The sequence below is a fragment of the Maribacter sp. UBA3344 genome (genome assembly GCF_002362375.1).
Classification (GTDB): Bacteria; Bacteroidota; Bacteroidia; order Flavobacteriales; family Flavobacteriaceae; genus Maribacter; species Maribacter dokdonensis.
Genome location: NZ_DERI01000009.1, coordinates 34,077 through 56,252, shown reverse-complemented (window position 1 = coordinate 56,252; position 22,176 = coordinate 34,077). Strand labels below are relative to the sequence as shown.

The following is a 22,176-nucleotide window of genomic DNA, read 5'->3' as shown; positions in this document are numbered from 1 at the left end:
CATATAGCGTACTTCTCTCATGAGGTACGCTATTTTTCATGAAAAGGATTTTAATCATTCTAGCTTTTACCATCTTTAGCGCTACCCAATTAGCGGCACAAGATGTTAAAGTTTTTCCTAATCCGGCAACCAACGTTATCAATGTACTTGGTCTAAAAAATGACAAGAATGCCGTTATAACCGTTAGGGATAGCTATGGCAACCAAGTAATCTTTCACCAATGGGACATTAAAAGAAACTCATTGAACATACCTGTTTTTAACCTAGAAAAAGGTTTGTACATGATTACCATACAATCTGAACATCAGAATATAAAAACAAAATTCTACAAGCAATAAAAAACCCTTGTCAATTGACAAGGGTCTTATTTTTTTTATACTTAGCAAACTTTTATCGTTTTACAAATATCAATTGTCCGTCTTCTGAAAAATTTGGAATATCCAAATCACTGGCATCAACCGTCATAATGTTTCCTTCTATAGAAACACCTATTGCCAACTCATCGCCATTTTCATCAATAGTTGTGACCGTTTCACCGTCAAAGGTATAGGTACTTTCATTAACATCCGAATCTGTAGGGCAAGGAATATCCAAACCTGTAGCGGTCGCATTTACTTCAATATAATTAGCAGAATTAGATGCGCTTGCCGTTAAATCCTCATTAAACTGTAATGTTATAATGAAGCAGTTATCAGCCGTAAGAAAATCCAATATTTGCTTTCCAAATTTTGCATCATCACTTGCTGTCTCATTATCTATTTCTAGCTCAGTAGCATCCCATGTACCAATTATGGCCGTGCTTTGAACTTCAGCTTCAGTCTGTGTTTCATCCTTATCCGAACTACAGGAAATTAGTGTTAACACTATCCCTGCAATACATAAAATATGCTTATACATCTTTTTGTTTTATTGGTTGTACACCCCTAAAAACGAAAAAAACTTGGTATTATTTCAAAAATCGATAAATGGATACCTTCAAGAATCAATTCTTTATAGAATAAACCTGTAAGTTGCTTTGAGCAAAATTGTATTATCCTTTTTCTGCCCTAGTATTTGTCGATCTAAATTTCTACCCAATGTTTCACTGGGATCACCTGTACCCACAACACCTTGAGACCATACCAAAAAGATTTCCGAACCAGGTATGTATTCCCACCTTAGTACAAGGTTTGATCTAAATTGAACATACGAAAAGTTAGGATTCTCTATTTGATAATCTATGGCACCATCAATATCTTCATCTATCAAATAATTATTGGTGTCGGCTGATCCTGATATTTGATTTTCGGAAAATAACGTTACACGTTCGCTCAAGTTCTCAGCAATAGGGTTATTTACATAATTAAAATCAGTGTAAGTTCCTCTAGAAATAAATGGCTCACCATAATATTGAATGGATAAGTTTGGATTTACACTATAATTAAAGCGGATAGCAGTACTAAATGTTTTCTGATCAATATTACCGGTAATATACCTTGCATCACCATCAAAACTAGTTTCCGTCACATATTGCGTTTTATTAGGGTTTTCTTCAAACTCAGAAGAGATAGAAAGATTAAAAGCATCAAAAGGTTGGTAGTATAATCTAAACACATATCGCTTTAAAGAAAAGTTATTTTCTGCCGCCTGGCTATTCACATACCCTAAAGTAAAGCTCATTTTTTTTCTACTATCCGAGCCAAAGAAAAGGTAAGCGAAGTTTTCATCAGACCAACGCCAACGAGGTCCGCCACGAAGAACGGTATTTGAAAAAATACGGGGTTTATGGGCAGCACCAACCTCTGTCCACCAATTATTTTTATAGTTTATAAAACCCTGGAATTCATATTGAATTCTATTATAATTTCCATCAAAATCAAACGTAGAGTATTGACTTAACCCTAAGTTTGCACGTCTATAAAAATTAGTAGGCTTTATGAACAACCTACGAACGTTAGCCGTTTGCTTAATTTCATCTGCCTGCCTTAAGAATCCAATATCATTGAGTTCCAATTCTGGAGACCTCCAAATAACTCCGCCATCATATCGCCAATTCCCACCTCCTGCTTTTCCGAGTGCCAACTTACCACCGCTACCCGTTAAAGAGGTACGATCAGGGTCTACATCAACATGACTAGCATCTACCCTTTGAAATAAGTGCGTAATACTATTCTGTGTTCGTTCAATAGCTTGTTGACTGCCCGTAATATGACTGCCTACAATATTTCCTTCAACATAATAATTTCTGTTTTTCCAACTATGTTTAAAATCTACCCCACCTGTGTAGGCACTACTTCTTAAAAAATCGAGATTATCAGGAATATTTCTATTCGTTGCAGTAAATATTCCTCCAATAAAAGAATTACGTTCGTTAAAATCCTTTTGTACCCTACCCACAATATAATTTGTAAGCGGCTCTACAAGTTCTGATCTTTCATTTCCTGCAAGATCCTCTATATCTGCATACATGTTGCCCGTAATACTTTCCAATAAGCCCAAAGACCATCCATTTTTGGTTTTACCTGAAAATTTTGCGGCACCCAGTATGGTTGAATTTGTAGGTTGATCTACAAATTCCGTTTCAGTACTGTTTGCAAACCCTTGTGGACTTCTACCAATTCTTCTACTGTAAAAAATATTATCATTACCATCGGCAAATTCAAAATCGAAAATATTTTTGTTTTCAATAAAGAACGGCCTACGTTCTTCAAAGAAGATTTGAAATCCGTCCAATGCAATAGCTCCTGGATCAGCATCTACTTGTCCAAAATCTGGATTAACCGTTAAATCTAGAGTAAGATCATTGGTCAAACCTATTTTGGCGTCTAACCCCACATTTAAACCATAATCACTACCATCACGAAAAGGGTTGCCCGCTTGTGACGGATAAGCATCATACTGATTTACCAAAAATGGTTGAATTTCCAACTGTTTTTGAGGCTGAATATCAATAAGACCTCTTAAGACTCCAAACTCACTAACCCAACCAGGAGCATCTAATGAGACAGGTTGCCAAAGTGACCGTTCTTCTTCCCTAAAGAAACGTCTGTTCAATTGAAGCCCCCAAATTTGCTCTTTTTGTTCTCCAAATTTTAATTGACTAAAAGGTATTTTCATTTCTGCCGACCATCCTTCATGATCAATCTGTGTAGCGGTATACCAAATAGGATTCCAGCTAGCATCCCAAAAATCGCCATTTTGAGAAATAAATTCATCCCCTTTTACACCGGCAGCAGAAACATTAAACGAAAAACCCGTTCTTTTATCGTTATAGCTATCAATGTTAATTTCTATCCAATCACCCGAAAAATTATCACGCCTTGCCAGCCTCTTTTCTATCTTAGAAGGTACACTATCATAACAGTGAATACCCACATAAAGAAATTTTTCATCATATGTAATCTTAAACTTTGTTGATTGACTAGGTTTTTCCCCATTATTAGGGTCAAATACGGTAAAATCACTAGCCCAAGGAACGCTGTTCCAAGCCAAATCGGTCAGCAAACCATCAATAGCAATGGTCTCACCTAAATTTACTTTTTGTGTAGTATATACTCTTTGTACCTTTGTTGTAACTGTTTGGGAAAAAGCAGTAGCTGAAATTATTAAATATAAAATACTTGTAACTAAGCATCTACGCATCATAACATGTTCTTTGATTGATTGATCGGTTATTACAAGAGACAATGAATATTTTAAATTGTTACAGAATCGGTAATAAAATCAATAAGAATAACAGTACTACGATGGCTATAAACCGGTTAGAAATTACATTTAATTAAAAAATGTAAAAAAATAAGAAACAAGTATTTGCAATTCAAGTTAATAATTGTAGATTTGCAGCCCCTTTCACGGGATTGATTAAAATAATAGTTAAAAATAGCAGTAGTGGATACATTAAGTTATAAGACCGTTTCGGCCAACAGAACAACTGTAAACAAAGAGTGGTTATTGGTAGATGCCGAAGGAGAAACATTAGGACGCATGGCTTCAAAAGTCGCCTATTTGTTAAGAGGAAAGCACAAGCCTAGTTTCACCCCTCATGTTGATTGTGGTGATAATGTTGTTATTATCAACGCAGAGAAAATTGTTCTTACAGGAAACAAGTGGTCTGATAAATCATATATGAGATACACTGGCTACCCAGGTGGACAACGTACTACTAGCGTAAAACAATTGTTGGATAAAAATCCAGAAGGTATTCTTGAAAAAGCAATAAAAGGAATGTTACCTAAAAACAGATTAGGTGCAGAACTTTTTAGAAACCTTAAAGTTTACGCAGGTACGGAGCATGGACAAGAAGCTCAAAAGCCTACTGTTGTTAATTTAAAAGATATTAAATAAGATGGAAGTAATTCATAAAATTGGTCGTAGAAAGACCGCTGTAGCGAGAGTATATCTTTCTGATGGAAATGGTGACATTACCATTAACAATAAAGATTTAAGCGTATACTTCCCAACTGCAACGCTTCAATACAAAGTAAAGCAACCTTTCAGCTTAACTGAAAGCTTAGATACTTACGACGTAAAAGTAAACGTTTACGGTGGTGGTATTACTGGACAAGCAGAAGCTATTCGTCTTGCTTTATCTAGAGCAATGTGTGAGATAGATGCTGAGAACAGATCAATCTTAAAACCAGAAGGTCTATTAACTAGAGACCCAAGAATGGTTGAACGTAAGAAATTCGGTCAGAAGAAAGCACGTAAAAAATTCCAATTCTCGAAACGTTAATTCGAGATTACAAGAGTACAGGGCACCCTTTTTGGGTGCCTATTTTTATATTTTATCACACTGGGAAACCAGATTATTAACAAGTTCATTGAAAGTCCGTTAAGGACAATTAAAAATCCTTTAATTCCAAAAAATTGAAGGTAAGATTAGTTTAGCATCTAAATGATGAAGGCTTCTTGATATTATATTTCGAGATACCACTTTGTCATTGCTAATTCAAAAGAACGTAAACTAAATTTAAAATGGCGAGAGTCGAAGTAAAACAATTATTAGAAGCAGGTGTACATTTTGGTCACCTAACAAGAAAATGGAATCCGAACATGGCTCCTTACATCTACATGGAGCGTAATGGGATTCACGTAATCAACCTTTACAAAACAGTTGCAAAATTAGATGAGACCAACGAGGCTCTTAAAAAAATTGCAGCGTCAGGTAGAAAAATACTTTTCGTAGCTACCAAAAAACAAGCTAAGGACATCGTTGCAGAAAAAGCAGCAAACGTAAACATGCCTTACATCACTGAAAGATGGCCAGGTGGTATGTTAACCAATTTTGTTACTATTCGTAAAGCCGTTAAGAAAATGGCTTCTATTGATAGAATGAAAAAAGATGGAACTTTCCTTACACTTTCTAAAAAAGAAAGATTGCAAGTTGACCGTTTACGTGCAAAATTAGAAAAGAACTTAGGTTCTATTTCTGAAATGACACGTTTACCAGGTGCATTGTTCATCGTTGATACAATGAGAGAGCACATTGCAGTTAAAGAAGCTCAAAAATTGAACATTCCAATTTTTGCAATGGTAGACACCAACTGTGATCCTAGAGATGTAGATTACCTTATACCTTCTAACGATGATGCTTCTAAGTCTATTGATATTATCATGACAGAAGTTACCAATGCAGTTGCCGAAGGTTTAGCTGAGCGTAAAGCTGAAAAAGGTGATTCTGAAGGTAAATCTGACAAAAAAGATAAAGGTGCCAAGAAAAAAGCAGTTGCAGACAAACCAGCGCCAACTCCAGAAAAAGTTGACACTAAACCTGCACCAGTTGTAGACAAAGTACCAAATGTTGAAGTAAACGTTGAAGCTACTAAAGAAGCTGTTGCGAACGATACAAAAGCAGAAGCTGATGACTTAACAAAAGTTGAAGGTATTGGCCCAAAAGCTGCTGAAGCTTTAGTTGCTGCCGGTATTGCTACTTACGAAGATCTTTCTAACGGAGATGCTGAAAAAATCAAGGAAATCTTGACAGAGGCAAGTTCTAGAATGGCTCATTTAGATCCAACTTCTTGGCCAAAGCAAGCTAAAATGGCTGCTGAAGGTAAGTGGGACGAGCTTAAAGAATGGCAAGACAACGTTAAAGGTGGTGTAGAATAAGTTACTACATTTGTTATAAAAATAAATCTAACGACCCCTTAAAACGGGTATATTAAAAGTAAAAAAAATGGCAAAGATTACAGCTGCAGAAGTTAATAGATTAAGAAAGACTACTGGTGCAGGAATGATGGATTGCAAAAAAGCCTTGGTTGAAGCTGAAGGTGATTTTGAAAGTGCAATCGAAATTCTTCGTAAAAAAGGTCAAAAAGTTGCAGCAAAAAGAGCTGACAGAGATTCTTCTGAAGGTGCAGCAATCGCTAAAGTAAATGATGACAACACTAGTGGTGTTATTATTTCTTTGAACTGTGAGACCGATTTCGTTGCTAAAAACGAAACTTTTGTAACATTGGCTACAGAATTAGCAGACTTGGCAATCAACTTTGATTCCAAAGAAGCTTTCTTGGCTGCTGATTATAAAGGTATGACCGTTCAAGAAAAACTTACTGAGCAAACAGGTGTTATCGGTGAGAAAATTGAGATAGGTGGTTTTGAAACGTTAAGTGCTCCTTTTGTAGGTTCTTATATTCACGCAGGAAACAAAATAGCTGTTTTAACAGGTCTTTCCGCTTCTGTACCAGGTGCTGAAGAAGTTGCTAAAGATGTGTCAATGCAAGCTGCCGCTATGAACCCTGTAGCATTAAACGAAGATGGTGTTGACCAATCCGTGATCGACAAAGAAATTGAAATTGCAAAAGATCAATTACGTCAAGAAGGAAAACCAGAAGCAATGCTAGACAATATCTCTAAAGGTAAAATAAAGCGTTTCTTTAAGGACAATACTTTAGTAAACCAAGATTTCATCAAAGATAGCAAACAAAGTGTTGCTCAATATGTAAAATCAGTTGATTCTAATTTAGAAGTAACAGGTTTTAAAAGAGTTGCATTAGGTTAATTACAATACAACTAACTCAATAAAAAACCGCCTTACTGCAAAGTAGGCGGTTTTTTTATTTAGCATCATTATTAAACCTTAGTCTTTTAACCAAGCCTTACGTAAGTCTATAATTTTCTGATCTACATTTTCTAAAGGAGCAATTTTCTTTACCTTTTTTACCGGTTGCCCTACCTTACCTTCAACCGAAACCAATTCACCATCTCTTTCTACAGTCATACTTACTACAGTTTCTGGCGTCCAACTAAAACTTTCCCCAATAATTGGTCTAAGCGACTCAAGATTAATCTCCTGTCCGTTTATCACCTTAAAAATATCACCTCCCTGTAGTTTTAAATCATCAAAGAAAGAATTCAACTCTATATTCTCACGTATAAAAACAACACTATCATTTTGCACATCAACATCCATATAAGGCACTTGCCCATCAAAAAAGTAACCTGTAGGCTCTTCAACATCTTTTGTAGCTAAACCTACCTTTGAAAAATAAACATCATAATCTATAGGTGTATCTCCAATAACATGTTCCTTAAAAAAAGTATCCACCTCCGGATAGGTCATCTGAACAATCTCACCGAATAAAACTTCATCTTCAAAAGGCACATCCGTACCATATTTTTTAGACAGCTCTTTCATCAACCAAAGCATACTCTTTTCGCCGTTGCTCTTTTCTCTTAATATAATATCTAAACACATATTTATTAAAGCACCTTTCTCATATACGTTAGCGTAATTGGGCTCATAAGGTTGCTCTAAAATATTCTTGCTCATTTCAGTGAAAGACATGCTATCATCATAAAATTTAGAATTGGTAATTTTACCCAACATGCGCTCATAAAAATCCTCTTCAGAAATTAAACCTTGCTGTACCTGAAATAAATTGGCAAAATACTCCGTAGTACCTTCGTACATCCATAAATGTTGTGACATTTTTGGGTCGTTAAAATCAAAATATTGTATTTCTTTAGAATGAACGGACAATGGTGTTACAATATGAAAGAATTCGTGCGAAACCACATCTACCATAGCTTGCTCCAAACGACCAATATCCATAGCTTCAGGTAAAACTACCACGGTAGAAGTATGATGCTCCAAAGCTCCAAAACCATGAGCATCGGGCTTATTTACATCAGACAAATACAAAAGAATATTATACTCTTTAGTACTATCTACATCCCCAAGAAACTTCTTCTGAGCCTCCATCATTTTTAACATTCTATTCTTTAAATCAGAAGCCTTGTACACGTTATTTGGTGAAAACAAGCTCAATGTTACCGTTATACCATTAATTTCAAAACTTTCAGTATTAGGTTTAGCGTACATTATAGGGTTGTCAATAACTTCAAAATACCTATTGGCAAGAAACGCGTCCCAAAGTGGATCAGGCTTACGGTCAATTTGATCAGAAAGGGTTGTTGTTGCAATTAAGTCCGCTGGCTTTTTAATATGAATAGCATAAGGAACCTCTTTAAACCCATCAAAATAGCCTACAAAACCATGTAGGTTCAGCATAAAATTACTGTCTTTCTCAATATTTGTACCTGCCGGGGAAAATACTGCATCAACCACTTCATTTTCCGTATCATAGGTATCATTTACCCAGTAACGTACTTTATCAAGCTGTGTTCCATTAGAAATACTCCAAGAATTTTCATCAAGCTTAACAAATTGCAATGGATTACCTTTATAATCCAAAGCTTCAAAATCCTGCAAATACTGTCCGTAGTTATCGCTACTATATGTACCTGGCACCGTTTTAGGAATTCTAAAAATAACCGTTGAAGAAGCAAAAGCACCAGGATCTACAATCACCTGCACCCTATCTTCTACCACATTGACCAAATCTATTGAAGTAAGAACAGGGCTTTTCTCAATAGCTGCCAATTGCTTACCGGCTCCACAAGCATATAATAGAAGAGCACTTGAAATAATTAATAAGGATTTTTTCATAAAATATTCAATTGTTAATTTTTAAAATAATGATATATCAAAGATAGAGAATAAGTAACCATAGTATCTTGACACCTATCTTTTACCAGAATAAAATATTGAACACGCCCATCAAAAATTTTCATTATTTTTGATGGCAAATTAAAAATAGAATGCACTACAAACGAATTCTTCTAAAATTAAGCGGTGAAGCCTTAATGGGTGAAAAGCAATATGGAATAGATTCTAACCGCCTAAATGAATATGCGGAAGAGATAAAAGAGGTAGTTGAAAAAGGAATTGAAGTTGCTATTGTTATTGGTGGCGGAAACATTTTTAGAGGCCTTACAGGTGCAGCAACAGGTATGGATCGCGTACAAGGGGACCACATGGGCATGCTGGCTACCGTTATCAACGGGTTAGCTTTACAAAGCGCCTTAGAAATGAGTGGTGTACAGACCAGATTGCAAACTGCTATAAAAATTAATGAAGTAGCCGAGCCTTTTATTAGAAGACGTGCCATGAGGCATTTAGAAAAAGGAAGAGTCGTTATTTTTGGCGGCGGTACAGGTAACCCATATTTTACAACAGATTCTGCTGCAGTTCTTAGAGCTATTGAAATAGAAGCTGATGTCATCTTAAAAGGTACAAGAGTAGATGGTATATACACTGCCGACCCAGAAAAAGATAAAAGTGCCACAAAATTTGACACTATTTCTTTTCAAGATGTACTTACAAAAGGACTAAAAGTAATGGACACGACTGCCTTTACCCTAAGCCAAGAGAACGAACTACCAATCGTAGTTTTTGATATGAACAAAAAAGGAAACCTATTGAAAATTGTTGACGGGCAAACCATTGGTACCACGGTCAACCTATAATTTTTGGTACAATTAATGTTATTGCGATAGTAATACACTTATTATATGAACGAGGAAATACAATTTGTTTTAGACGCTACAAAAGAAGGTATGGAAGCTGCCATAGCGCATTTAGAACGTGAATTTTTAAAAATTAGAGCAGGTAAAGCCAGTCCTACCATGTTATCTTCTGTATTGGTAGATTATTATGGCTCACAAACTCCACTAGCTCAAGTAGCCAATATCAACACGCCAGATGGTAGAACAATTTCTGTTCAACCATGGGAGAAAGGTATGCTTCAAGAAATTGAAAAAGCCATAATGAATGCCAATTTAGGCTTTAATCCTATGAATAATGGCGACATGATCATCATCAACGTACCGCCTTTAACAGAGGAGCGTAGAATACAGTTGACCAAGCAGGCTAAAGCTGAAGCAGAACATGCAAAAGTAGGAGTTAGAAGTGCAAGACAAGATGCGAACAAAGAAATAAAGGATTTGGATATTTCTGAAGACCTTCAAAAAAACGCAACCGCAGATGTACAGGATCTAACCGATGCTTTTACTAAAAAGATTGATGATTTCTTGAGCAAAAAAGAGGCTGAAATCATGAAAGTTTAAAGTTTTTCCAAAATATAGGATCACAAAGCTACCTGAATAGGGTAGCTTTTTTTATTTGTATAAAATTTAAACTTTTCAATCTAGGAACAATTGTAGCTAATAGTTACCTTTGCCACCTGCAAAAACAGTTATGGTAGCGAAACTTACGAAAGGATTTTGGCCTAAAACGGCAAACATAATTCTACGCAACAGAATCCTAATTTTACTATTGATTACCGGTTTTACCATTTTCATGGGCTGGCAATGGCAATACATGCGATTTTCTAGCTCACAAACCAACCTTTTACCAGATGATCACCCGGTTAACATACAATACCAGGATTTTTTAAGCAAGTTTGGCGAAGAAGGTAATGCTGTTGTTTTTGCCATACGGGATAGTGCTTTGTTTGAACCTACTAATTTTAACCGTTGGAATAGGCTCAGCAAACAACTTGCCGCTTTTCCAGAAGTTGAATTCGTTATATCAACCGACAACTTAAAAGAGTTGGTTAAAAATAACGACAAGCAAGAATTTGAAATGTTGCCGTTAATCAACGGTGAATTAAAGACCAAAAAAGAAATAGACAGTATAACAGATCATCTTTTTAATGATCTACCTTTCTATGAAAATCTACTTTTTAACAAGGAGAGCAAGACAATACGTACCATTGTCAATTTAGATAAGGATATAGTCAACACCACTGTTAGAAAAGATTTTATTCTACAGGACATCAACACCTTGGTTCGTAATTTTGAAAAGGAAACCAATCTCGATGTTCATATTTCCGGTATGCCCTATGTGAGGACCATGAACTCACAAAACATCATAGATGAAATAGGAAAGTTTATTTTGGCAGCGCTAGGCGTTACCTCCTTAATTTTCTTCTTTTTCTTTAGAAGCGTTAGAGCCACTTTCATTTCAATGTGTGTAGTTATCATTGGGGTAATGTGGGCTTTTGGTTTTCTAGGACTTTTACAATATGAAATTACGGTACTTACCGCCCTTATACCGCCACTAATTATTGTAATAGGTATACCAAACTGTATATTCTTGATCAACAAATATCAGCAAGAGGTTAAAAAACATGGTAACCAAGCACTTTCGTTGCAACGTGTAATCTCCAAAATAGGAAATGCTACGTTAATGACAAATATTACCACTGCTTCTGGTTTTGCTACTTTTATCATAACCGATAGTACTCTTTTAAAAGAATTTGGTATTGTAGCTTCTATCAACATCATTGGAATTTTCATTTTATCGCTTTTGATTATTCCTATAGTGTACAGTTTTATGCCATTACCAAAAACAAAGCATTTAAAACACTTGAACAAAAAATGGATAGATGCATTTGTTAATTGGATGGAACGCATCGTAAGACATAGAAGAATTACGGTTTATATAGTTTCTATATCACTATTGGTCTTAAGCATAATTGGTATTTACCAAATAAGAATCTCTGGCAGTCCTATAGAAGACATGCCTAAAAATGCAGAATTCTTTCATGATATAAGATTCTTTGAGAAAGAGTTTAAAGGAATAATGCCTGTTGAAATCGTAGTGGATACCAAAACTCCAAAAGGTGTTTTAAAGCCCGCTACACTTAAGCGTATGAATCAACTTGGAGAAGTAATCGATGAAATACCAGAACTTTCTTCTCCCGTTTCAGTAGTAAATTTGGTAAAATATTCCAAACAGGCCTTTTACAACGGCATACCAAAATACTACCAATTACCTACAAGTCAAGAAAACACTTTTATAATGGACGTTGCCCGTAAATCATCTGACAACGGAAATCTATTAGAGTCATTTGTGGATAGTACGGGACAAACCGCTAGAATTACTACATTCATGCGCGATGTAAACACAAGCCGTATGGAAGAAATAGAGCAACGTTTACTTGAGAATATCACTAAGATTTTTCCGGTAGAACGTTATAATGTTTATATGACCGGTAGCGCACTTTTATTCCTAAAAGGAACTAAATATTTGGTAAAAAACCTGATCATGTCGCTTGCTCTTGCCATTGCGTTGATTGCTTTATTTATGGCTTACTTATTCCGTTCTTTCAGAATGATCGTTATATCACTGATCCCTAATCTTTTACCTCTAGTAATTACGGCGGGTATTATGGGATTTGTAGGCGTACCCATTAAGCCATCTACAATTTTGGTATTTAGTATTGCATTTGGTATTTCTGTAGATGATACCATTCACTTTCTAGCCAAATACAGGCAAGAACTTACAGCGAATAAATGGCGTATTGAAAAATCGGTTTACAATGCACTTCGAGAAACAGGTGTTAGTATGTTTTACACATCAATTGTATTATTTTTCGGTTTTTCAGTATTTGTAATTTCCAATTTTGGGGGTACTGTAGCTTTGGGTTCATTAGTATCGGCTACCTTATTACTTGCAATGTTGGCTAATTTAATTTTACTACCCTCGTTATTGTTATCGCTGGAAAAGAGTATAGCTAACAAACAGACACTTAAAAAACCACAAATAGATATCTTGCCTCAAGAAGAAAACAACAATTGATCAATTTTCATTTTAAGGCAAAGTTTATATAACGGTATAGTCTCTTTATTTTTTAACAAAATCCTATCTTTGGAACTTTAATTTTCAATTCAACATCATGCGTTTAGTCACAATAAAAGAACTACTTTCAAGTAAAAACCTATTACAGGAAATAACCGTTAAGGGGTGGGTACGAACATTTAGAAGCAACAGATTTATTGCTTTGAACGATGGTTCAACTTTAGGTACAATTCAATGTGTAGTTGATTTTGAAAATTTTGATGAAGAATTATTGAAGAAAGTGAATACTGGTGCCGCCCTAAAAATATCAGGTACATTGGTAGAAAGCCAAGGCAGAGGGCAGTCTGTTGAAATCCAAGTTAGCCAATTAGAAGTACTTGGTATAGCCGATCCAGATGAATACCCAATTCAGCCAAAAAAACATTCACTGGAATTTTTAAGGGAGAAAGCTCACTTAAGAATTAGAACCAATACTTTTTCTGCCATAATGCGCGTAAGGTCAACCTTATCTTTTGCCATTCATAATTACTTTAGGGAAAACGGATTTAATTATTTTCATGCACCTATAATTACAGGGTCAGATGCGGAAGGTGCAGGGGAAATGTTTCGTGTAACTACCTTAGATGATAAAAACCCACCGCTTACAGAAGAAGGTGATGTGAATTATAAAGAAGATTTCTTCGGAAAAGAAACCAATTTGACCGTATCAGGCCAATTAGAGGCAGAAGCATATGCCATGGCCCTAGGCAAAGTTTACACTTTTGGTCCTACTTTTAGGGCAGAAAACTCAAACACCTCAAGACACTTAGCCGAATTTTGGATGATTGAACCAGAAATGGCGTTCTTTGATCTTGATGCAAATATGGATCTTGCCGAAGACTTCATCAAAAATGTAATTTCTTACACTTTAACCCATTGTCAAGAAGACCTTGAGTTTTTAGAGAAAAGATTGTTGGACGAAGAAAAGAGCAAACCACAAGCCCAACGTAGTGATATGGCCTTGATCGAGAAATTAAAGTTTGTTGTAGACAATAATTTTAAAAGGGTTAGCTATACCGAAGCAATTGAAATTCTTAAAAATTGTAAACCGAACAAAAAGAAGCAATTTACCTATCCAATTGAAGAATGGGGTACAGATTTACAGAGTGAGCACGAGCGTTACTTGGTAGAAAAACACTTTAAGTGTCCGGTAATTCTTTTTGATTACCCTGCCAAGATAAAAGCCTTTTACATGCGTTTAAATGAAGACGGCAAAACCGTTAGGGCAATGGATATATTATTCCCAGGTATTGGTGAAATCGTAGGAGGGTCTCAACGTGAAGAACGTTTAGATGTGCTAAAGGAAAAAATAAAAGATTTAGGTATTGACGAAAAAGAACTTTGGTGGTATTTAGATTTAAGAAAATTTGGAACGGCCGAACATAGTGGATTTGGTCTTGGATTTGAAAGATTGGTACTTTTTGCTACAGGCATGGGCAACATTAGAGACGTAATACCGTTTCCTAGAACACCACAGAATGCCGAATTTTAAGCAGATTTGGTTACTTTTACAAGTACTAGAAGAAAGTAATGCTAAAACAACATCTACAATTTAAATTATCCCAAAAATTATCTCCTCAACAGATTCAGTTGATGAAGTTAATTCAGCTGCCTACACAGGCGTTTGAACAACGACTTAAACAAGAATTAGAGGAGAACCCGGCACTAGAGACCGGTAAGGAAGATTTGGATAACGTTGTTGATGAGTATGATGATGTTTATGATGACAATGCCGATAGCGAAACCATCAACACTGAGGACATCAATATAGATGATTACTTAAGTGACGATGAAATCCCGGATTACAGAACCAAGGCTAATAATTACAGTTCTGATGATGAAGAAAAAAGTGTACCCTACGCAGCCGGAATATCCTTCAATCAGCATTTAATAAATCAATTGAATACTGTTTACCTTTCTGATGAAGAATGGAACATCGCAGAGTTTTTAGTAGGTAGTGTAGATGAAAGCGGTTATATAAGAAGACCTATTTCCGATATCATGGACGACCTGGCTTTTACACAAAATGTTTATACCGACGAAGAAACCATTACCAGAATATTATCTATTGTACAAGAGTTAGACCCACCAGGTGTAGGTGCACGTACTTTAGAGGAGTGTTTAATAATACAGTTAGAGCGAAAAGATGTCACTCCAAGTATTGAACTTGCAACAGAGATCTTAAAAAAGTCTTTTGAACACTTCACAAAGAAACACTATCAAAAATTAATTCAAAAACACAATATCACCGCAACGGAATTAAAGGATGCCATCGGTGAAATAGAAAAATTAAACCCTAAACCAGGTGGATCTTATTCCGGAAATAATAGAATAGTTGAACATGTAGTTCCGGATTTTGCAATAAGAATAACCGAGGGAGAACTAGAGCTAACCCTTAATGGTAGAAATGCTCCAGAATTACATGTGTCTAGAGAATACAGCAATATGCTAAAAGGCTATAAGGAAGCCAAGGACAAATCTAAATCTCAAAAGGACACGGTTATGTTCATAAAGCAGAAATTAGATGCCGCAAAATGGTTTATAGACGCTATAAGACAACGACAACAAACCCTATTCATCACTATGAACGCCATCATGCAGTATCAAAAAGAATACTTCCTGACTGGCGATGAACGTAATTTAAGACCGATGATCCTTAAGGATATCGCAGATGAAATAGGAATGGATGTTTCTACGGTTTCTAGAGTTGCCAATAGTAAATATGTAGATACACCTTATGGTACCAAGCTAATTAAAGAGTACTTCTCAGAATCGATGAAAAACGAACAAGGAGAAGATGTTTCTACACGGGAAATCAAGAAAATTTTAGAAACGGTTATTCAAAACGAAACCAAAAAGAAACCGCTTACCGATGATAAATTAGCGGCTATTTTAAAAGAAAAAGGTTATCCCATAGCTAGAAGAACTGTTGCCAAGTATAGAGAGCAATTGAATATTCCTGTTGCACGCATGAGAAAAGAAATCTAATGAAGGTTTTTTCACAAGTTATCTCATACTTACTTCATCCCCTATTCATACCCATTGGTGGCACTGTAGCTTACTTCCTCATTACACCCAAGTATACACCAATAGAAATAAAAAGTGCCAGTATACTGCCTATATTTATTCTTACTGTTATAATTCCAGTAGTAACTTACCTGATATTAAAAAATTTAGGTTTAGTAAACTCTATAGAGTTAAGTTCTATTAAAGAACGCAAATACCCACTTTACATTCACGCTAGCATCTTGCTGTTAATCTTATATAAAGTGATACCCAATAATTATGTAAGCGAGCTATATTTCTATTTCACCGGTTTATTAGGAGCTACGATAGCATGTATATTATTACTGTTTTTTAACTTTAAAACAAGTTTACACACCGTTGGTATAAGTGGTCTCTTAATGTACCTATTGAATTTGAGCATTCACTTTGAAATCAATTTAATATTGGCAATAAGCTTCTTTATATTACTAACAGGTGCAATTATAACAGCGCGTCTTTATTTAAAAGCCCATACAGCTATTGAAGTCATAATGGGTCTACTAATTGGCTTATTATCTCAGTTACTTACCGTACGCTTTTGGCTATAGAATATAGAAGATCAGACCAATACGTAAAGGTCTATATTGCAACACCTCTCCATTAACAGAAGCATTGCCATTAAACAGTTCGGTAAGCGCATAATACGCATGTAAATTAAAGGTATTGTACCCAAAACTTAAGGTTAGTCCATACTGAAATTTGGTAAGATCGGTATTCTTAAAACCCTCACTTATATCACCAAGATCATACTTTGACCTAGCACCTAAAATATAAGCGGCCTTGACACCACCATAAATACGCCAGAATTTGTAATCACTTGCGGTGGAATTCCGCCATCTAAATTCCAATGGGAATTCCAAAAGGTGAGTTTCTAACTTACTTCTAGTTATATCATCATTGATACTATAACTAATATCATCGTTTAGAATATCTGCAACCAAGTTTGAATAATAACTGTTTAACGCCAAACCAGCCCCTATCCCTATAGCCTTAGTTCCAGCTTTATTTAAAGGAATATCTTTGATAATACCACCTTGTAGACCATATGATAAATTACGTTGATTAGACCCCTCCGGATGGTTTAAAATGAAATTATACGAAAGACCAACATAGAATTGATCCTCAAAATATCGGGGGTTATCCAATGTATCTAAAACCTCTTGGGCATTAGATTGTATTACCACCAAGAATAAAACAATACAGAAACGCATAAAGTAAAGTTAATGAAATAAAAAACGCTTCAAATAAATTTGAAGCGTTTTAAAATAAGTAATATTCTACTAACTAACTATTGTAGATTATTGAAAGCATCACCTTCATAGGTAGTATAATTTACCTTTAAAGCATTAACCTTTCTTAACTCTTGTTTAATATCGGATATTAATCCCATACTTGCGTTCTTATCGACTTTAAGTGCCGTGGTCAAAACGTTTTGAAGTTCTTGTGGCTTTTTAGCCCTTTCCATCAAAATGTAATCACCAACTTCAGATGGACTAGATAATTTATCGTTTAATTGAATCTTTGGCTCACTACCAAATAATTTCTCATATTCTTTAGTTGGCTTACCAACATAAATATAAATTACACGATCCTTCTTTTCAAGCTTCTTTACTTCACTAGCGTTAGGAAGTACATTTTCTACTTTCAAAGAACTATCCTTCATCACGGTTACCGTCATAAAGAAAAACAAAAGCATAAATACAATGTCAGGAAGGGAAGCTGTTGATACCGCAGGTACCTCTCCATCTTTTTTCTTTGCAAATTTTGACATAGTGTTACTTTTATTTTAATTAATTAATCACTTGAAGTTTCGGCCTCAGACAATTTCTGTGGAAACAAATCTTGAATCTTCTTCACCTTTTCCTTCAACTCTTCCTTTACATCGTCATCAGTTTCAGGGTTAAGATATTCAGCTTCCATATCAACGAAGTTCTTCTTATATAAACGCTGTGCCTCTCTATTTCTTAGATCGTTGTAAGCTCCTACAAGTTCGTTCTGCACAGTTATGTAAGTACTATACTTTGTTTCACGATCGTTCTTTAAAGAGATAATCGCTTTAGAAGGATTATCTGAAGATTCAGCATTTTTTCTTCCTTGACAATAAGAACATGTTCCATCACCACCATTATCTAAAAAAGCCATGGCTTTTGATCTTAGGTCTTTAAGCTCAATCAACTCATCATCAGCCAATAATTGACCGTTCTTGTTGATATTTACTTGAAAGATGTTCTTTTGTTTAATTACTACATCCGTATCGGGCGGTTCAATTGGTGGAAGCATACGATCCAATCCTGCATCCGTTTCAATAGTAGTTGTTACCAAGAAAAAGATAAGTAAAAGGAAAGCTATATCCGCCATGGAACCGGCACTTACTTCTGGTGCTCCTGCTCTTCTAGCCATAGTTTTCTATTTTTTATTTACTAAACATATTTTTAACAGCTGGTATAACCAAAGAAAGTACAGCGATAATAGTTAGAATAAAGAATACATTCAATCCCATTCCAATCTTTTTAATCGTACTCTCATCTTCCATTGCCAAGAATTCAGGATCAACATCCGTTCCACTTGCCAAGACATAAGAAACACCAACTACCAATAAAAAACCTCCTACTACAAACAATGTCTTTTTAAGACCCTGTGGGTTAGAAAATAAGTTTTTTAAAGTAAACACTAAACTAACCACAACAGCAATACCTAACAAAAGGTAAGTAATGATAAACATAGTGTTCATAGCTCCACTTTGAGCAGCTTCAGCTGCCGGCATATCTGCACTTGGTAACAAGTACCAAAGCACTGCACTTAATACACCTATAGCAATTAATGCTATTTTAATAATTTTTTGCATAATTTTTAGGTATTAAAAGTGAAACTTATTTTTTGTGATCTACCAACATATCGATCAATGTAATAGAAGAATCTTCCATATCATTAACGATGCTATCAATTTTAGCGATAATATAGTTGTAGAAAATTTGAAGTATAATAGCCGTAATAAGACCGAATACCGTTGTTAATAATGCAACCTGAATATCACCTGCAATAAGAGATGCACTTAAGTTACCAACAGCAGCAATCTTTTGGAAGGCCTGAATCATACCAATTACTGTACCCATGAAACCAAGCATTGGTGCAATTGCAATAAATAAAGACAACCAAGAAACGTTTTTCTCCAATTGACCCATTTGAACACCACCGTAAGCAACAACAGCTTTTTCAGCAGACTCAATGCTCTCACCAGCTCTGTCTAAACCTTGGTAGTAGATAGAAGCAACAGGTCCTTTTGTATTTCTACAAACCTCTTTTGCAGCCTCAACACCACCTGACGCCAATGCATCTTCAACTTGTTGTTTCAACTTGGCAGAATTTGTACTTGCCATGTTCAAATAAATAATTCTTTCAATAGCAACTGCCAAACCAAGGATCAAACATAAAAGAACGATACCCATGAAACCGGCACCACCTGTAATAAACATTTCTTTTAAAACCTGAGTAAATCCTTTTTCCGCTTCAGGAGCTCCTTCTTGAACTAGCAACGCTACTGCTGCTACTTTTGCACTTACAATATTTGTACCTGCTACAAATGCCCCAGCGACTGCTAGGCTTGGGAATAATTTTTTCATTTTTTCAAACTTAAATTAGTTAGTTAATAGGGTTAAAGATAAAAAAAAAACAATATAAAAAAAGTAAAACTTACTTGCAGAGAGGAAGGGATTCGAACCCTCGATACCCTTTTGGGGTATACACACTTTCCAGGCGTGCGCCTTCGACCACTCGGCCACCTCTCTAAGTTACCTTTTTTAAGGGTGGGCAAATAACAAAAAAAATATTAGTTATCGAAATTAAACTACTGTTAAATTTACAGCATTTCTCCACGCAAAGAGGTTTCGAAAACGGTTTTAAACAGGTCATGGGAAACACCACTACCCAATAGATACATAGCCTTGGCTATAGCAGCTTCCGTCGTAATATCCTTACCATTAACCACTTGCATTTTCTTTAATCTGGAACTTGTTTCATAATGCCCCATCATAACCGCACCACCAGAACACTGGGTGACATTAATTATATGAATTCCTTTATTTATTGCATTATTTAATTTCTTTAAAAACCATTCTTCCATTGGAGCATTTCCCGACCCATAAGTTTCCAAAATCAGCGCTTTTAAATTTTTGGCGTTTAAAATTGCGTCGATAATATTTTCATTAATTCCCGGAAAAATTTTTAAAATAGCCACATTGTCATCCATATTTTTATGTGATTTTAACGGCAATTTTCGTTTTTGGGGCAGTAAATATTCTTTAAAAACCGATAAATGCACTCCCGATTCTATTAAATGAGGGTAGTTCAAAGAAGCAAAAGCTTGAAAATGTTCCGCATTTATTTTAGTAGTTCTATTTCCTCTATACAATTTATACTCAAAATACAACCCTACTTCTTGTATTACAGGTTTTCCTTTTTCATACAAAGCTGCAATTTGAATAGCAGTAATAAGATTTTCTTTAGCATCTGTCCTTAAGTCACCAATGGGCAATTGAGATCCTGTTAAAATTACCGGCTTTGAAAGGTTTTCCAACAAAAAACTTAAAGCAGACGCCGTATAACTCATAGTATCACTACCATGTAACACTACAAAACCATCATATTCATGGTATTTATCAGCGATAATATCTGAAATAGCGATCCAATGACCAGGGTTCATATTGGATGAATCTATAGGATAATCAAACGAAAAGCTTGATATCGTACAATCTAACTGATTAAGTTCTGGTATATTTTTTTGTAATTGCGAGAAATCAAAAGCCTTTAACGCTCCAGATGAATAATCTTTCATCATTCCGATCGTACCACCTGTATAAATCAATAAAATACTTCTTTTATCCATATTACAACTACCAATTATTCATTCAACTTTAAATACCGAACACTTCTCTAGAATTGTTAGTGGTCACTAATGCAATTTCTTCATTAGGAACCCCATAAACATCAGCCATTTTCTCCAATACATTGACGATGTACGCACTTTCATTTCTTTTCCCTCTATATGGAGTTGGCGCCAAATAGGGTGAATCTGTTTCCAGAACAATATGCTTTAATTCTATCTCCTTTAAAAATGTATCTATTTTACCATTCTTAAATGTGACCACACCACCTATACCCAATTTCATATTATACGAAATAGCTTTTTTCGCCTGTTCAAGTGTACCGGTAAAACAATGAAAAATACCTCTTAGTCCATTACCCTTTTCCTCCTCCAATACTTCAAATACCTCATCAAAAGCATCACGACAATGTATGACAATAGGCAAATTCTTTCTTTTAGCCAGTTGTATCTGCTTTTTAAAAGCAATTTTCTGCTCTTTTAAAAACTTCTTTTCCCAATATAAATCGATACCAATTTCACCCACTGCATAATAGGTATGTTTTTCAAGCATTTCCTCTACATGTAAGAGCTCTTGCTCAAAATTCTCATTTACATGTGTAGGATGTAATCCCGACATCAAAAACATGTGTCCTGGAAAATCCTTTTCAAGTGCCAACATGCTTTCCGTATAGGAAGAATCTATAGCGGGAATAAAAAACCTTTCCACTCCCAAATCAATTGCTTTCTCAATCGCTTCTTTTCTATCTTCATCAAAAGCCTCACTATATAAATGCGTATGCGTATCTGTTATAATCATGCGGCAAAAATAGGCTTATCTTTGAAAAAAATGAATTATGAGTACCCTCAAAAAATTTTTGAAGGATAAAGATTACGTACGCATTCCCTTAGAGTTAACCGCAACCGATCATTTTGAAATCTATGCCGAAATAAATTCGGTGCCAGGCAGATTTATATTGGACACAGGCGCATCGAATACCTGTATTGGTATGGATAAAATTGAGCGCTTTAAATTAATTTCCGAAGAGTCTGTTATAAAAGCTGCCGGTGCCGGTGCCACGAATATGGAAACGTTAGTCTCTAAGAGCAACACCATCAATTTAAATTCATGGGAATTTCATAATCTTGAAATTGTGCTTTTCGATTTAAAACATGTAAACGAAGCCCTTACCGCACATAATGCAGAGCCGGTAGACGGAATTATAGGTGCCGATATTCTAAAAAAATCCAAAGCAATTATCGACTACGGTAAAAAATGCATCTATTTAAAAAAGAAAAAGCGTTGAGTGACCTCAACGCTTTTTAC

At 35.4% G+C, this 22,176-nt stretch carries 22 protein-coding genes and 1 tRNA gene; 12 read left to right on the top strand and 11 right to left on the bottom strand.

Annotation, left to right across the window (positions count from 1 at the left end; genetic code table 11):
• Window positions 1-38: 38 nt before the first annotated feature.
• Window positions 39-338, top strand: coding sequence for a T9SS type A sorting domain-containing protein (locus tag B2Z27_RS05340; protein ID WP_286812844.1), 300 nt, complete (start codon window positions 39-41; stop codon window positions 336-338).
• Between the two features lie 52 nt (window positions 339-390).
• Here the strand turns inward: B2Z27_RS05340 and B2Z27_RS05335 are convergent, their stop codons facing one another.
• On the bottom strand, window positions 391-897 hold the full coding sequence (locus tag B2Z27_RS05335; protein ID WP_071341241.1) for a hypothetical protein: 507 nt from the start codon (window positions 895-897) through the stop codon (window positions 391-393).
• Window positions 898-990: 93 nt separating this feature from the next.
• A complete protein-coding gene (locus B2Z27_RS05330) occupies window positions 991-3,624 on the bottom strand; it encodes a DUF5916 domain-containing protein (RefSeq protein WP_339631282.1) in 2,634 nt (877 codons plus the stop codon).
• A 243-nt stretch (window positions 3,625-3,867) separates the two neighbouring features.
• Between B2Z27_RS05330 and rplM the strand changes: the two genes are divergently transcribed.
• The 4 genes from rplM to tsf all read left to right on the top strand — a co-directional run bounded on the left by rplM (window position 3,868) and on the right by tsf (window position 6,979).
• Window positions 3,868-4,323, top strand: a complete 456-nt coding sequence (gene rplM, locus B2Z27_RS05325) for a 50S ribosomal protein L13 (protein WP_036151839.1) — start codon at window positions 3,868-3,870, stop codon at window positions 4,321-4,323.
• A gap of 1 nt (window position 4,324) precedes the next feature.
• The gene (rpsI, locus tag B2Z27_RS05320; protein WP_058103966.1) at window positions 4,325-4,711 is read left to right on the top strand and encodes a 30S ribosomal protein S9; all 387 of its coding nucleotides are present in this window, start codon (window positions 4,325-4,327) and stop codon (window positions 4,709-4,711) included.
• 242 nt (window positions 4,712-4,953) lie between these two features.
• Window positions 4,954-6,087: a 30S ribosomal protein S2 gene (gene rpsB / locus B2Z27_RS05315; protein WP_058103967.1), complete on the top strand. Its 1,134-nt coding sequence runs from the start codon at window positions 4,954-4,956 to the stop codon at window positions 6,085-6,087.
• Between the two features lie 67 nt (window positions 6,088-6,154).
• Entirely contained in the window at window positions 6,155-6,979 is an 825-nt protein-coding gene (gene tsf, locus B2Z27_RS05310; protein ID WP_058103968.1) for a translation elongation factor Ts, read from the top strand.
• Window positions 6,980-7,057: 78 nt separating this feature from the next.
• Here tsf and B2Z27_RS05305 read toward each other — a convergent pair whose 3' ends face one another.
• Window positions 7,058-8,929, bottom strand: coding sequence for a peptidase M61 (locus B2Z27_RS05305; RefSeq protein ID WP_286812843.1), 1,872 nt, complete (start codon window positions 8,927-8,929; stop codon window positions 7,058-7,060).
• Between the two features lie 152 nt (window positions 8,930-9,081).
• Between B2Z27_RS05305 and pyrH the strand changes: the two genes are divergently transcribed.
• From pyrH to B2Z27_RS05275, 6 genes are all read left to right on the top strand, one after another.
• Window positions 9,082-9,789, top strand: coding sequence for a UMP kinase (gene pyrH / locus B2Z27_RS05300; RefSeq protein WP_058103970.1), 708 nt, complete (start codon window positions 9,082-9,084; stop codon window positions 9,787-9,789).
• 45 nt (window positions 9,790-9,834) lie between these two features.
• Window positions 9,835-10,389, top strand: coding sequence for a ribosome recycling factor (gene frr / locus B2Z27_RS05295; RefSeq protein WP_058103971.1), 555 nt, complete (start codon window positions 9,835-9,837; stop codon window positions 10,387-10,389).
• Between the two features lie 130 nt (window positions 10,390-10,519).
• Window positions 10,520-12,907 carry an efflux RND transporter permease subunit gene (locus B2Z27_RS05290; RefSeq protein WP_071341237.1) on the top strand — a complete coding sequence of 796 codons (2,388 nt, stop codon included), beginning with the start codon at window positions 10,520-10,522 and terminating at the stop codon, window positions 12,905-12,907.
• A gap of 97 nt (window positions 12,908-13,004) precedes the next feature.
• Window positions 13,005-14,438, top strand: coding sequence for an asparagine--tRNA ligase (gene asnS, locus B2Z27_RS05285; protein WP_215996610.1), 1,434 nt, complete (start codon window positions 13,005-13,007; stop codon window positions 14,436-14,438).
• A gap of 38 nt (window positions 14,439-14,476) precedes the next feature.
• On the top strand, window positions 14,477-15,934 hold the full coding sequence (rpoN, locus tag B2Z27_RS05280; RefSeq protein WP_286812842.1) for an RNA polymerase factor sigma-54: 1,458 nt from the start codon (window positions 14,477-14,479) through the stop codon (window positions 15,932-15,934).
• The gene (locus B2Z27_RS05275; RefSeq protein WP_286812841.1) at window positions 15,934-16,539 is read left to right on the top strand and encodes a hypothetical protein; all 606 of its coding nucleotides are present in this window, start codon (window positions 15,934-15,936) and stop codon (window positions 16,537-16,539) included. The genes rpoN and B2Z27_RS05275 overlap by 1 nt, the downstream gene beginning before the upstream one ends.
• Here the strand turns inward: B2Z27_RS05275 and B2Z27_RS05270 are convergent.
• From B2Z27_RS05270 to B2Z27_RS05235, 8 genes are all read right to left on the bottom strand, one after another.
• A complete protein-coding gene (locus tag B2Z27_RS05270; protein WP_286812840.1) occupies window positions 16,534-17,202 on the bottom strand; it encodes a porin family protein in 669 nt (222 codons plus the stop codon). The genes B2Z27_RS05275 and B2Z27_RS05270 overlap by 6 nt on opposite strands.
• A gap of 77 nt (window positions 17,203-17,279) precedes the next feature.
• On the bottom strand, window positions 17,280-17,762 hold the full coding sequence (locus B2Z27_RS05265; protein ID WP_058103977.1) for an ExbD/TolR family protein: 483 nt from the start codon (window positions 17,760-17,762) through the stop codon (window positions 17,280-17,282).
• A gap of 23 nt (window positions 17,763-17,785) precedes the next feature.
• Entirely contained in the window at window positions 17,786-18,391 is a 606-nt protein-coding gene (locus B2Z27_RS05260; RefSeq protein ID WP_058103978.1) for an ExbD/TolR family protein, read from the bottom strand.
• Window positions 18,392-18,404: 13 nt separating this feature from the next.
• Window positions 18,405-18,836 (bottom strand): hypothetical protein, encoded by a 432-nt coding sequence (locus B2Z27_RS05255; protein ID WP_058103979.1) that lies wholly within the window; start codon window positions 18,834-18,836, stop codon window positions 18,405-18,407.
• Window positions 18,837-18,861: 25 nt separating this feature from the next.
• On the bottom strand, window positions 18,862-19,611 hold the full coding sequence (locus tag B2Z27_RS05250) for a MotA/TolQ/ExbB proton channel family protein (RefSeq protein ID WP_058103980.1): 750 nt from the start codon (window positions 19,609-19,611) through the stop codon (window positions 18,862-18,864).
• A 77-nt stretch (window positions 19,612-19,688) separates the two neighbouring features.
• Window positions 19,689-19,776, bottom strand: a tRNA-Ser gene (locus tag B2Z27_RS05245).
• A gap of 71 nt (window positions 19,777-19,847) precedes the next feature.
• Window positions 19,848-20,873 (bottom strand): asparaginase, encoded by a 1,026-nt coding sequence (locus B2Z27_RS05240; protein ID WP_286812839.1) that lies wholly within the window; start codon window positions 20,871-20,873, stop codon window positions 19,848-19,850.
• A gap of 28 nt (window positions 20,874-20,901) precedes the next feature.
• Window positions 20,902-21,669 (bottom strand): TatD family hydrolase, encoded by a 768-nt coding sequence (locus tag B2Z27_RS05235; protein ID WP_286812838.1) that lies wholly within the window; start codon window positions 21,667-21,669, stop codon window positions 20,902-20,904.
• A gap of 37 nt (window positions 21,670-21,706) precedes the next feature.
• On the opposite strand from B2Z27_RS05235, the gene B2Z27_RS05230 reads away from it, so the two are divergent.
• Window positions 21,707-22,156 (top strand): retropepsin-like aspartic protease, encoded by a 450-nt coding sequence (locus B2Z27_RS05230; protein WP_286812837.1) that lies wholly within the window; start codon window positions 21,707-21,709, stop codon window positions 22,154-22,156.
• The last annotated feature ends 20 nt before the right edge of the window (window positions 22,157-22,176 follow it).

Coding starts and splice junctions, on each gene's coding strand:
- B2Z27_RS05340 (WP_286812844.1), top strand. CDS start 39: ATGAAAAGGATTTTAATCATTCTAGCTTTTACCATCTTTAGCGCTACC.
- B2Z27_RS05335 (WP_071341241.1), bottom strand. CDS start 897: ATGTATAAGCATATTTTATGTATTGCAGGGATAGTGTTAACACTAATT.
- B2Z27_RS05330 (WP_339631282.1), bottom strand. CDS start 3,624: ATGATGCGTAGATGCTTAGTTACAAGTATTTTATATTTAATAATTTCA.
- rpsI (WP_058103966.1), top strand. CDS start 4,325: ATGGAAGTAATTCATAAAATTGGTCGTAGAAAGACCGCTGTAGCGAGA.
- rpsB (WP_058103967.1), top strand. CDS start 4,954: ATGGCGAGAGTCGAAGTAAAACAATTATTAGAAGCAGGTGTACATTTT.
- tsf (WP_058103968.1), top strand. CDS start 6,155: ATGGCAAAGATTACAGCTGCAGAAGTTAATAGATTAAGAAAGACTACT.
- B2Z27_RS05305 (WP_286812843.1), bottom strand. CDS start 8,929: ATGAAAAAATCCTTATTAATTATTTCAAGTGCTCTTCTATTATATGCT.
- pyrH (WP_058103970.1), top strand. CDS start 9,082: ATGCACTACAAACGAATTCTTCTAAAATTAAGCGGTGAAGCCTTAATG.
- frr (WP_058103971.1), top strand. CDS start 9,835: ATGAACGAGGAAATACAATTTGTTTTAGACGCTACAAAAGAAGGTATG.
- B2Z27_RS05290 (WP_071341237.1), top strand. CDS start 10,520: ATGGTAGCGAAACTTACGAAAGGATTTTGGCCTAAAACGGCAAACATA.
- asnS (WP_215996610.1), top strand. CDS start 13,005: ATGCGTTTAGTCACAATAAAAGAACTACTTTCAAGTAAAAACCTATTA.
- rpoN (WP_286812842.1), top strand. CDS start 14,477: ATGCTAAAACAACATCTACAATTTAAATTATCCCAAAAATTATCTCCT.
- B2Z27_RS05275 (WP_286812841.1), top strand. CDS start 15,934: ATGAAGGTTTTTTCACAAGTTATCTCATACTTACTTCATCCCCTATTC.
- B2Z27_RS05270 (WP_286812840.1), bottom strand. CDS start 17,202: ATGCGTTTCTGTATTGTTTTATTCTTGGTGGTAATACAATCTAATGCC.
- B2Z27_RS05265 (WP_058103977.1), bottom strand. CDS start 17,762: ATGTCAAAATTTGCAAAGAAAAAAGATGGAGAGGTACCTGCGGTATCA.
- B2Z27_RS05260 (WP_058103978.1), bottom strand. CDS start 18,391: ATGGCTAGAAGAGCAGGAGCACCAGAAGTAAGTGCCGGTTCCATGGCG.
- B2Z27_RS05255 (WP_058103979.1), bottom strand. CDS start 18,836: ATGCAAAAAATTATTAAAATAGCATTAATTGCTATAGGTGTATTAAGT.
- B2Z27_RS05250 (WP_058103980.1), bottom strand. CDS start 19,611: ATGAAAAAATTATTCCCAAGCCTAGCAGTCGCTGGGGCATTTGTAGCA.
- B2Z27_RS05240 (WP_286812839.1), bottom strand. CDS start 20,873: ATGGATAAAAGAAGTATTTTATTGATTTATACAGGTGGTACGATCGGA.
- B2Z27_RS05235 (WP_286812838.1), bottom strand. CDS start 21,669: ATGATTATAACAGATACGCATACGCATTTATATAGTGAGGCTTTTGAT.
- B2Z27_RS05230 (WP_286812837.1), top strand. CDS start 21,707: ATGAGTACCCTCAAAAAATTTTTGAAGGATAAAGATTACGTACGCATT.